Genomic DNA, 11,260 nt, shown 5'->3' on the forward strand with positions numbered 1-11,260 from the left:
CACCACCCCGCACCCCCTCATTTCAATAGCCATGCCCCTCATAACCATAGCTGCCGCGTGAATTATTGCCGACATTCCCATAACCATCGCCACGGTACTGCCGCGTGCCCCGGTCGCCGTAATCCGGCCCGCAGGCCGCCAGCAGCAGCAACCCCGCCAGGGGCATGAATTTCAGCATCCGCATCGTTCTCTATCTCCACATCCGGCGCAACACACCGTCGCGCAGCACCAGCGCGTGATACAGCGCCGCCGCCGCATGGCCCAGTGCCGCGATGATGATCGCCCAGGCCAGCCAGCCATGCAGGCTGCCGAGGCGCTGATGCGCCACTGGCGACATCAGCGCGAAGGGGGGTGCGAAGGGCGACGCGATCGGCACCCCGAACGCCACCACCGGCCGCCCGGCCGACCAGCAGGCCAGATATCCCAGGGCGATCACGCCGCCCAGCAGGACATAAAGCCCCCCATGGACCAGGGGCGCCAGCCGCGCGCCCCGGGCCGAACCGGCGGCGAAGCGGATCGCCCGCCCACCCGTCAGCCGCCAGGCCACCCGCGCCACGAACAACGCCGCCAGCAGCACCCCCAGCGACAGATGCACCGATACGATCGGCCCATGCCAGGCATGGGGCACCCTGTGCATCAATTCGCCCAGCACGAACTGCGCCAGGATCAGCACGGCACAACTCCAATGCAGCCAGCGCGTCTCCGCACCATAGCGCACCGGCGCCGCCGGCGCCCGCACCGCGTCGATCACCTCGAACCCGCTCATGTTCCCTCCACCGCTGTTCCCTCCACTGCGCCACGCACCGGCACCCCGTACAAACCCGCAACTCCGTCGCGCCGGCCATCAGCACCGGGCCATCAGCACCGGGCCATCAACGCCGAGCCATCAACAACGTCATCACCGCATCGCCGAACCCGACCGGATCCCGCCGCGCCGCCGCCAGGTCGGCCGCGTCCCAGCGACAGGCCACCGCGCCGCCTTCCAGCATGATGGCGGCGGAACAATGGGCCGCGACGCTCTCCAGCGCATGCGTCGCCAGAATCACGCTGCACGTTCCCGCCCGCACCCGCGCATCGATCATCCGCCGGACCTGCCAGGCGGCCAGCGGGTCCAGCCCGTTCAGCGACTCGTCCAGGATCAGCAGGCGCGGACTACCCAGCAACGCGGCCAGGATCGCGAATTTCGCCCGCGTCCCCAGCGAACAGGTCTCCAGCGGCACATCCATCCAGCGCGCCAGGCCCAGCAGCGCCACCGGGTCGTCCGCGCCCCAATCCGATCGCCCCCTGTCGGGTCGCCCCCAGTCCGGCCGCGCCAATCCCTTCGCCGAGGCCACCAGCCGCAGATAATCCCGCCCGCTCAGCACCATCGGCAGCACCGCGGGATCGACGGCATATCCCAATGCCCGCCGCGCCCGCACCGGATCGGCCAGCACATCCACCCCATCGATCGCCACCTGCCCGGCCAGCGGCGGCACCAGTCCGGACACGGCACGCAACAGGGTGGATTTGCCCGCGCCATTCGCGCCCAGCAATCCCAGCCACTGCCCCGGCGGCAGCACCAGGTCGATCCCGCGCAGCACCACCCGCCCGCCATACCCCACCGTCAGGCCGGATACCGCCAGCACGGCATCCATGCGCGCAGCATCCGCCGCCCCGCTCATCGCACCCCCTCCCCGTCCGGCCGGCCAAGGCGCCCGGGCGTCCCGCCATGATGGAACATCCGTGCCGCGCGATGCCACAGCCAGGCCAGCAGCAGGGCGCCCGCCACCGCCTCGGCCATTCCCAGCCGGGCCCAACTCTCGGCCGCCGCATACAACCCGACCCCATGGGCCAGAGCCGCCAGGCCCGGCCGCCCGACAAAATTCACGGCCATCGCCAGGTAGACCGCATCCAGCCCCAGCAGGGCCAGCACCGCCGGCAGCGCCATCCGCCCGGCACCCGGGCAGAACGCCAGCCCGACCGCCGCCGCCGCCAGCATGCAGCCCAGCGACAGCACCCCCGGCCCGCGCACCAGCGCCCACACCGCCCGGCCGAAGCGCACCGGCAGCACCCGCAACGCCACCGCCCCCAACGGCGCGCTGCGCAGCATGACGACGAACAGGACATGCCCCACGGCCACGCCGCTCATGACGGCCAGGGCGGCATCCCGGCGCACCGCCGCCGCTCCCAGCGCCGCCGCCAGCACCGGCCCTCCGGCCAGCCTCGTCCCCAGCCAGGACCGCCGGGCCAGCAGCCGCATCCCCCACAGGCCCAGCCCGAACGGCCGCGCCAGCACCAGCCAACGCACCGGCGACCACCCCCCCAGGCCGGTCCGATCACGGCAGATCGCCGGGGCGCGTCGCCCGATTCCCTGCGCGCCCCTTCGCCGGGCACCTCTTCCCTGGGCCCCTCTTCCCTGGGCCCCTCTTCCCTGGGCCCCTCTTCCCTGCGCGCCCCGCCCGCCAACCCACGCGCCACTCCCACGGGCAGACAGGCGAACAGGACTGGCATCACTGACAACCCCGCTCCCCACCCGGCCACTCCCGTCAAAAAACCCGCAAAGAAGATCGCGAGAAAGCCGGATGCCATGGCGCCCGTCAGCACTGCCATACCCATCGCATCCATCCACAACGCCCGCCGCCAATCCCGGGGCGACAGCGGCAGCACGCGCAGCCAGTCCATGGCGGCGTCCCGCCGGGCCGCATTCCCCGCCATCCGGCCAAGCCCCAAACCGACCGCCCCGTTCACCAGCACCGACAGCAGCAGCGCCGCCGCACCATGCGCCGCCGCCCATTTGCGCAACGCCACGCCGCCATCCCACGCCCCGCCGGCCAGCAATCCCAGCAGGACCATTATGCCCACCGGAAACAACACGGCATCCGACCGCCGCCGCAGCAGCCGCCACGCCACGCCCCGACACAAACCCCGCCAGCGTGCCCCGATCAGCACACGCGACGCCGGCACGCACGACGCCTCACGCATCACAATGCCTCACGGATGGTCCGCGCCGCCACGACATCGTAACCCGCCGCCCATGGCTGCCTTACGATGGGATTGAGTGGTTGGTAACTTCACGACGTCAATGACGTCGTTATTGACGACGTCAGGAGGCGAGGATGCGGCAGGAGATCCTGATTGGCGTGAGGCGTAGGCGGCGCTGGTCCGATGAACACAAGCTGCAGGTTACCGATACTCTCACGCTGTGCAAGCAGGAGATCGTTCGTCTCGGCATCGGTCAGATCATGAAGGAGGGACGGCGCCATGCGTAGGATGAATCAAATTCCCGCACGCGCCGCAAGCCCTTCTACCAACCCAGCAAGCAATTCCGACACCATTGCCGGGGCCAATCCCGGCAACGGTGTCGGTCAGCAACAGCGAGAAATCGGCGGCACAGCAACACCGGGCGATAGCGTCTTCAACCCGCAGATCCGTCCGAATGAATGGGGCTACCTCTCAACAACTGACACCTAATCGCCATTAGCCAAATCCCCATCACTCAAAGCTCGTGCGCCCTGTGCAAATGCAACTCCCAGCATGACGCAAATTACGACAATACTACCACCGACAATCGCTTGATCGGTCGGCCGCATCCCCAGTATTAACCACGACCAAACAGGTGTCATCGGTGCATCCAAGACATCTATTAATGCCGCCTCCCCCGGTGGAATTCGGCGGGCTCCGATAATAAGAAAGACGCGTCCCAATCCAAGTGTCACTGTGCCGAATAGCGCACATGTAGCAATTGATGAGAGATCATTCGGAATTGAAGCCATAAATGGAAATGCAATAACGCTACTTAGCACGCACGCAATCATAGAGGCGACCAACATCGGTGTTGCCTTGTAATTTCTGGCTACCACAATTACTCCCGCAACACAAATAGACATCAAAAATGCGAGAAGCATAGCAATATAATTGGACGAATTTTTATCCCGCCACATCATGATGGCTACACCGATTGCCACGCCTATACCGGAGTACCATAGCGATGTCGGCTGTTCTTCACGCAAAAATACCTTTACGAATATGGCAACAATGATTGGAGTCGTGGCATAAACCACCGCAACGTTGGCTACGGCCCCAATTCTGTAGCCAGCTACAAGACTGACCATTCCGACAGTGAATAAAGTAGCGACCAAAAGCGACGGCCAGGTATAACTTTTCCTGTCGGTGATTCGCTCTTTAGTTAAAAGGCGAGCAATAACCCATATCGCGGCCGCGCCGAAAATACCGCGAACAAACAAAATGTCCGATAGAGGAAGCTTCACTATCTCGGTGAAAATACCGATTGTACTAAAGGAAACCGCCGACCCCAACATCAGGATTCGGCCCGACCACCTCGCCAATTTCTCGTCTTGAATTCGCATGTCTTTTCTCTATTTGACGCCAAGACGATCCACCTCTTCGTGCTGCAAACTCTGCAATCGCAGATAATGGCCTCGGATGGACTCTCAGGGCCTTCGCAGCGCGCGAGCCGGTTCCATACGGGCAAGGCGAAGCGTCTGCCCAATAACAATAAGCGCAGCAAATCCGAGTGTTAAGCCGATTACGACGAGAAAATACGCCGGCGAAAGCGCGATTCGCTGAGAAAAAGTCGAGAGCCATGCGCGCATCAGACTCCACGCGAACGGGCATGCAATCATGCAAGCAAGCGATACCGGAAAAAGAAAACCACGCAGCATCAAAATAATGATATCGCCAACTCGGGCACCAAGAGCTTTGCGGATGCCTATTTCATGCCGACGTTGCACGCTGGAAAGTGAAGCCAAGCCATAGAGACCTATGCCCGCGATCACAAAGGTCATTATTGACCCAGCTATAGCCAACTTTCCTTGGCGTTGCCCATTCATATAAAATTCTGACGTCCGATCCGCCACAGTTTCGAAATTTCCCTCGGCGTCGGGGATCAATCTATTCCACACAGTTTTGAGGCGCTCCTGCATGTCGCGCGACGCGACGCCAGCGAAACGTATCGTAATAACCGCAGCGGGAATATTCTGCCTGGACTGAAGTACAACCAGGGGCCTTACCTTCTCATGGGGCGAGACAAATCGCACATCGTCTTCGACCCCTATAATGTAAAGCCTAGTGGATCCAATCGTTAGAGATTGTCCAATGGCTGCAGCAGGCGATGCAAATCCGGCCGCTGATACGGTGCGGGAATTGATAATGATATTATAAGGCCCAGGACTGGCTAGAAGTCCGTCCCAACCTTGGCTGTTGTCCTGCCCATGGAAATTGTCGAACCAGCGTCCAGCAAGAAGGTGAGGAAGATAGACGACGTCATAGCCCCGCGAAATGACATCCGTGAGAACATGGATATTTTCTCCACGTGCCGTCTTGGCATCAAAATAGCTGACGGTGGAAACATTTGGTTCCAGGACCGACAGCGTCGCAGCGGTGACGCCTGGGATTGCCCTCACAGCATCGAGAAGCTGATACTGCACATTTGCATCGCTGGCTGGAATCTGAGGACTGACCAGCAGCCCCTTTGCCGTATAACCCTGATCGGAGGTCCGGATAAAATTGGCCTGCTTATTAACGACTAAAGTGCATATCGCAATTACAGAGGCGATAGAAAACTGGACCAGAATCAAGACTTTTCTCACCTTGCCTTCAAGCCGTCCCCCAGACGGCAGGGCCGCGGAGGAGAAGATTATCGCCGGACGATAGGCCGAAAGCACCAATGCCGGATACACTCCGGCGGCAATTCCGGTCGCGACCGCGGAAATTAATAGAATTAATATTGTATGTTCATAATCAACATTAAGTTTAACACCCGCCATGGATGAAACAAACGGCGACACCAAATCGAAGAAGCTCAATGCCAACACAGCGGAGAGCAATGCTTGTAGGACGGACTCTCCCATAAACTGTATGAATAAAGCGGACCTGGTCGCTCCCAACGTCTTGCGTATCGCGACTTCCCGGGCACGTAACGCGCTCCGCGCGGTAGACAGATTGACAGAGTTTCCTATGGCCAGGATCAACACAAAAATGCCGGTGAGCCCAAGGCTATCCACGACACCACGATCAGCACCGTCAGAAGTATCTTCCACGACCATATCATGAAAATGGGTTTCCGAGAGTGGTACGAATGTCAGCAGGCTTGTCTTCTCTGGATGTAAACCAAGATTACGATCATCGTTACCACTATCCGGCCCACTTGCTCGACGGCTCAGAAACGAACTCGTCTGACTCTGAGCGAGGGCCATATCAGATGGCTCCCGAAATCTTACGTAGATACTGCCTATTGAGGAACGCCAGCGCGTAAATGCATAGCTCTTTTCCCGAACCCACTGCGGGATGATCATCACCGCCTCGGGATCAATCGTTGTCGCAACCATTGGCTTCGAAAGAACGCCAGTGACGGTAAGGGCCACCTTTACGCCTTCTTCCATAACTATAATCGATCTTCCCAGGACCTCACGCCTTCCGAAGATCGCCTTCGCCAACCTGTCTGACAATACGATACCATCAGGCCGATCCAACGCGTGCGCAGGATCCCCTTGCTCAAGGGGCAGGGGAATCGTTTTGAAAAACTCGCTGTCAGTTTGCTCGATTGTTCGCGAAAATCGTCGATTTCCTGCTTCGAGTAATACCGACACGGGGCGATCCAGTGTCGATGCAGCGAGAAAAGGAAAATCCACTCGTAAGAACGGCAGAGCGGCGAATGAGAGGTTCCCGCTCTCGACGGGCGCATGCCCCGGCACCTTGTAGGTAATATCGACTCGCGCGATTGTTTTTGCATCGGGGACGTTATCATTGAAGCTGTATTCGAAATAAACATATTGCGCTGAAATCATAAAGAAGCATAACCCGACCGCCATTCCGAAAATATCTATGAAAAAATACCGAGGATATTGACGCGCTTGACGAATAGTAGCACCGAAGATCGTTTTTAACATAGGATAGCTCCTCGCCGCTCCTCAAATTTCTGCGCTAGAATTCACCGTTCGGAAAATTTCTCGTACTGTACGCAATGATACATGAAAATGGCGATCGAGGAAGCCGATGACGTCGGGTGTTTCATATGTGACGATCACTATCGTTTGATATTTATTCTTTGATTAAAAAGGTATTTATAAAACAATCTCGGACATCCTCCATTCAAAGACGTAGCCGGCTCATCAAAAAGGAGTATATTTGCTCCGAATATTGAGAATCTCACCAGCAACCCTGGATTACGATGTCTCACGCATGATGTCCGACCCACGCCGCGATCACGGCGGCGCACCGCTCCGGCGCCAGGTCCGTATTGTCGAACCATCGCCGATCGATCGCGCCGTCATCGAACAGCACGCGCGTGGCCATCGCGGCGGCGAGCGCGGCCGGGTCATGCATCTTGCCCGCCGCCACGCGCTCCGCCGTTCCCAACCGCCGCGCCCGCGCCTCCGGCGAACAGGTCAGGGTCGCCGAAAACAACGTACACCCTCGTAGCGCGGCAAGATCGATGACCGCCCGCCAGGTCTCTTCCGGAAACGAACTGCCGCCACCGCGCGTCACGACATTCGTCAACACCACCGGAACCTCGGGCGGCAGTTCCAGGATCCGCGCAAAGGCAACGGCCCGGACCGCGCGCACGGTCTCGTAAAAGGCCGCGCTGCCGCGCTCGGTCACCGCATAGCCCACGTTCAGGATCGTATGATTATCGAGAAGCCGCGCCCCCAACAGCCCGGCCAAACACCGCCCCACGGTCAACTTGCCCGATCCGGGCCAGCCATTCAGATGAATCAGCATCGTCACGTCCCCCGCGCCCGCCCGGATCTCCCCGGACTCCAACGTCGACGAATACCAAAAAGGGCCGATCCATACCGGACCGGCCCTGCACGAGCGCCATATCCGATCAGATGATTCCACCCGATCGGATGATGCAGGAACGTTCAGAACTCCGTGCTGATCGTCCCGAACAATTCGCGCACCGACCCGCGCTCGAACGATTGGTAATCCCCCGTCACCGGGAAGCCGTTCTCACCCATCATCGCGATATATTTGGTGTTGTTCAGGTTGTAGATATTGAAATCGGCGGTCACGTTCTTGAAGAACCGGAAATTCCCGAACTGGTACCGCACCCCGCCATTCACCAGCCAATAGCTGGGAATCCACGTATCGTTCAGGATCGAGAAATAACGCTTGGACAGGTAATTGGCATCGATATGCGCGGTAAACCCATGGAACGTATAGGACGCCATCGCCTTGTACATGAATTTCGGATAACCATCCATGACATTGCCATAAATGTCGTCGTAATTCCCGTTTCCATCCTGGATCTCGGTATGCGCGCCCCAGGTGAAATGGTTATAACTGAACGAATTATAGATCGTCAGCCCCCGAACCGGCGTCAGCGTGGCCGAGATGTCGGCCCCGTACATCGTCGCCACCCGCGTATCGACGACCGAGGTCAGCGGATTGTTCAGCGACCCGACCGAGGCCGACAGCAACCGGTGCGAGATATAGGTATAATACCCGTCCGTCGCCACGATAAGGTACGGCGAGGTGTAGCGATAGCCCAGCAGGAACGTCCAGTCGCGCTCCGGCGACAGGCTGTGCTGCAATCCCTTGAAGATCGACTGCCCCGTCACCGCCCATGGCGAGGTCGCGCCGCCGGTCGGCGCCACCGTGAAGGGGCGCATGTTCTCGGCGATATCGACATACAGGTCATGCTGCGGCCGCGGATGCCAGTCCAGGTTGACATGCGGCAAGAACCCGTTGGCCGAGGTCATGCTGCCGTTCGGCAGGTCCGCTGTGCCATAGACATCCGCATTGCCGTAATAGGCACCGCCCGACGTCGTCTGCAGCAGGGACTTGAACCCGTATTCCAGCGTCAGGGTCGGCATCAGGCGCCAGGTATCCATCACATGCGCCTGGAACGTATTGGTGCTCCACTGGAATCCATAAGCCTGGGCGAAGGCCGGACCATAGGTATCATAGGGCCCGATCGTCTCCAGCGGCAGCCCCTGGCCCAGAACCGGCTCGTTATACCAGTACTGCGCCTCGGCCTGGTTGTTGTTCTCGTACCAGAACCCGGCATTGATATGGTGCCGCGCCAGCGTGTAATCGAGCGCGGTGGTAAAGCCATAGCGTTCCTGCCGCGGCTGCCACACCTGCTCCGACAGCGGCGCCCCGGTCGTCGATCCCATGAACGGATCGCCATAGGTCGTGTACTGGGTATCGCTATGGCCATAGAGCGTCGACAGCCAGCGCAGCCGCTCGTTCAGCGTGATGTCGAAATTCAGCCCGCCGACATAATCGATCGATTGCTGCCCGCCGTCATAATAGGCCACGCCCGCCCCCTCGGCGGTATTCTGCCATCCGTTCGGCACCTGGTTCGGTCCGCGCAGGGCAAAGGGCTGGCCGGTCGTGGGGTTGATCGTCCCCGCCCCGCCCGTGCAGCTCGCCGCCGGGCTCGACCCGGTGTCGCAGATCCAGTTCCATTGCGCGGCGGCATAGGCCCCGGCATAATTCGGATAGAACGCCCGCGTGCGCCAGCCGACATTCTGCAGGATATCCAGCGACAGGTCCGGATAGTTCCAGGCCTGCGCGTTGCTCCAGTTGAAGAACGCGGTCATCGTGCCGCGCTGGCCCAGCGGCTGGATCAGCTTGGCATCCACCCCCTGCTGGAAATCCGGGCTGGGCGAGCTGTATTTCTCTTCGTAATTGCGGTCATAGGCCACGAAGAACTTGGTGCCGGACGGGTTCAGGATCCCGCTGTCGAACCGGAAATAGCTGTGCTCCATCTTATAGCTTCCGAACCCCTGGGTGATCTTCCCACCCATCTTGTCCGTCGGGTCGCGGGTCCAGAACTGCAGGGTCCCGCCCAGATTGGTGTTGGACGGCAATTGCACCGCGCCCGCGCCCTGCGACACCGATTCCCGCGCGATGTCGTCGGGAATCGCCGCATCGGCGACATTGACGCCGTTCAGGTTGGAATAAGACTGGTCGTTCAGCGGAATCCCGTCCAGGGTCACGCCCAACTGGTCCATGAAGAACCCGCGGACATAGAGATTCGCCCCCCAGGTATCGATGCCCAGCGCGTCGGTCGAACTGTAATTGACCCCCGGCACCATCTGCAGCGAGCGCAGGATATTGGTGCCGGGCACCTGCTGCTCCATGAAGGCCCGCGCCACGACCGTGTCCGCATTGTGCGAGACGAAACGATGGCCGGTCACCGCGACATTTTCATCCGACCGGGCCCGCATGCTCCCCGCGCCGCCCCGCCGCCGCGCACGTCCCTGCGTCCTGACCGGAGCCGGGGTCTGGGTCTGGCCCGGGGCCTGCTCCGCGGCGCCGGACGCGGCATGCTTCTTTCCGGCGGGCGCATGGTGACGATGCGCCGTGCCTGTCGCGCTGTCCGCCAGCGCGGCGCCGGGCACCGGTCCGAACGAGGTTGCAGCCATGAGAGTACATAAAAATACGTTATGACGACACCGCATTATTGACTCTCGTCCGGTTCATGGTCGTCAAAAGGATATCCGCTCCCCTCCGATCGTTCAATGTTTCGTTGCCGGTTCGATGTGGGGCAGCGCGTTTTCCGGTGCCTTTCGGGCACCGGTGCCCAATCCGCACCGGCTATCCGCGCCGGCTATCCGCGCCGCCGGCGCAGCACGTCGACCGAAATCCGCGCCGCATCCAGGATATGCCGCCGCGTCAGCGCCCCGATCCCCTCCGCGTCCCGGCTGCGACAGGCCGCCAGCAGCGCCAGATGCTCGGCATCGGTCTCGGCCTTCCGCCCGGCGATCTCCAGATGCGCGCGGATATAACGATCGACCCGCCGATGCACGCCCTCGATCATCTCCAGCAGGCGCGGCCGGCCGCAGGCCGCATAGATCGCGCCATGGAACGCCCAGTTCAGCGGACCCGACCGCGCCATGCCATCCGGGGCGTCGCTGGTTCCGGCGACGAACGCCTCATACGCGTCCTCGACCCGCGCCAGGTCGACCCGCGTCATCCGCCGCACCGACTGCGTCGCCGCCATCTCCTCCAGCGAGGCACGGATCTCGGAAAAATCGATGATGTCCTCTTCCGACAGGCCGATCACCGTGGCGCCGCGATTCTGCTGGAACGCCACCAGCCCCTCGACTTCCAGTTGCTTCAGCGCCTCGCGCACCGGAATGGTGCTCACCCCGAACGCGCCGGCCAGCTCCGACTGCCGCAGGGACTGCCCGTCGGCCAGGTGCCCGTCCAGGATCGCCTGGCGCAGCGCATTGCCCACCCATTCCGAAGCCAGCCCCCGCGGCTCCTCCGTGGCACGGATGAACAGGCTCTCCGGCAACATGATCTT

General features: G+C 61.2%; 12 protein-coding genes. 2 read left to right on the forward strand and 10 right to left on the reverse strand.

All coding sequences use genetic code 11. The features are described from left to right. Positions 1-22: 22 nt before the first annotated feature. From QN315_RS07950 to QN315_RS07970, 5 genes are all read right to left on the reverse strand, one after another. Positions 23-184, reverse strand: coding sequence for a hypothetical protein (locus QN315_RS07950; protein ID WP_176641223.1), 162 nt, complete (start codon positions 182-184; stop codon positions 23-25). Positions 185-190: 6 nt separating this feature from the next. Further along, a complete protein-coding gene (locus QN315_RS07955) occupies positions 191-766 on the reverse strand; it encodes a cytochrome b/b6 domain-containing protein (RefSeq protein ID WP_323992768.1) in 576 nt (191 codons plus the stop codon). 106 nt (positions 767-872) lie between these two features. Then, positions 873-1,661 (reverse strand): ABC transporter ATP-binding protein, encoded by a 789-nt coding sequence (locus QN315_RS07960; protein ID WP_323992770.1) that lies wholly within the window; start codon positions 1,659-1,661, stop codon positions 873-875. Next, positions 1,658-2,185: a hypothetical protein gene (locus QN315_RS07965; protein WP_323992772.1), complete on the reverse strand. Its 528-nt coding sequence runs from the start codon at positions 2,183-2,185 to the stop codon at positions 1,658-1,660. The genes QN315_RS07960 and QN315_RS07965 overlap by 4 nt, the downstream gene beginning before the upstream one ends. Beyond that, complete coding sequence (locus QN315_RS07970) at positions 2,125-2,961, reverse strand: hypothetical protein (protein WP_323992774.1); 837 nt, start codon at positions 2,959-2,961, stop codon at positions 2,125-2,127. Before QN315_RS07970 ends, QN315_RS07965 begins: the two co-directional genes overlap by 61 nt. 134 nt (positions 2,962-3,095) lie before the next feature. On the opposite strand from QN315_RS07970, the gene QN315_RS07975 reads away from it, so the two are divergent. Both QN315_RS07975 and QN315_RS07980 read left to right on the forward strand, forming a co-directional pair. Next, positions 3,096-3,248 (forward strand): hypothetical protein, encoded by a 153-nt coding sequence (locus tag QN315_RS07975; protein ID WP_176639849.1) that lies wholly within the window; start codon positions 3,096-3,098, stop codon positions 3,246-3,248. Continuing rightward, positions 3,241-3,450 carry a hypothetical protein gene (locus QN315_RS07980; RefSeq protein WP_323992776.1) on the forward strand — a complete coding sequence of 70 codons (210 nt, stop codon included), beginning with the start codon at positions 3,241-3,243 and terminating at the stop codon, positions 3,448-3,450. The genes QN315_RS07975 and QN315_RS07980 overlap by 8 nt, the downstream gene beginning before the upstream one ends. Here QN315_RS07980 and QN315_RS07985 read toward each other — a convergent pair. The 5 genes from QN315_RS07985 to QN315_RS08005 all read right to left on the reverse strand — a co-directional run bounded on the left by QN315_RS07985 (position 3,447) and on the right by QN315_RS08005 (position 11,254). Then, positions 3,447-4,346 (reverse strand): DMT family transporter, encoded by a 900-nt coding sequence (locus QN315_RS07985; RefSeq protein ID WP_323992778.1) that lies wholly within the window; start codon positions 4,344-4,346, stop codon positions 3,447-3,449. The genes QN315_RS07980 and QN315_RS07985 overlap by 4 nt on opposite strands. An 84-nt stretch (positions 4,347-4,430) precedes the next feature. Then, positions 4,431-6,887, reverse strand: a complete 2,457-nt coding sequence (locus tag QN315_RS07990) for an ABC transporter permease (RefSeq protein ID WP_323992780.1) — start codon at positions 6,885-6,887, stop codon at positions 4,431-4,433. Between the two features lie 286 nt (positions 6,888-7,173). Then, positions 7,174-7,719: a hypothetical protein gene (locus tag QN315_RS07995; RefSeq protein WP_323992782.1), complete on the reverse strand. Its 546-nt coding sequence runs from the start codon at positions 7,717-7,719 to the stop codon at positions 7,174-7,176. A gap of 143 nt (positions 7,720-7,862) precedes the next feature. Next, entirely contained in the window at positions 7,863-10,376 is a 2,514-nt protein-coding gene (locus QN315_RS08000; RefSeq protein WP_323992784.1) for a TonB-dependent receptor domain-containing protein, read from the reverse strand. A gap of 185 nt (positions 10,377-10,561) precedes the next feature. Continuing rightward, positions 10,562-11,254: a GntR family transcriptional regulator gene (locus QN315_RS08005; protein WP_323992785.1), complete on the reverse strand. Its 693-nt coding sequence runs from the start codon at positions 11,252-11,254 to the stop codon at positions 10,562-10,564. Between the last annotated feature and the right edge of the window lie 6 nt (positions 11,255-11,260).

Source organism: Nguyenibacter sp. L1, from assembly GCF_035199985.1.
Lineage (GTDB): Bacteria > Pseudomonadota > Alphaproteobacteria > Acetobacterales > Acetobacteraceae > Gluconacetobacter > Gluconacetobacter vanlangensis.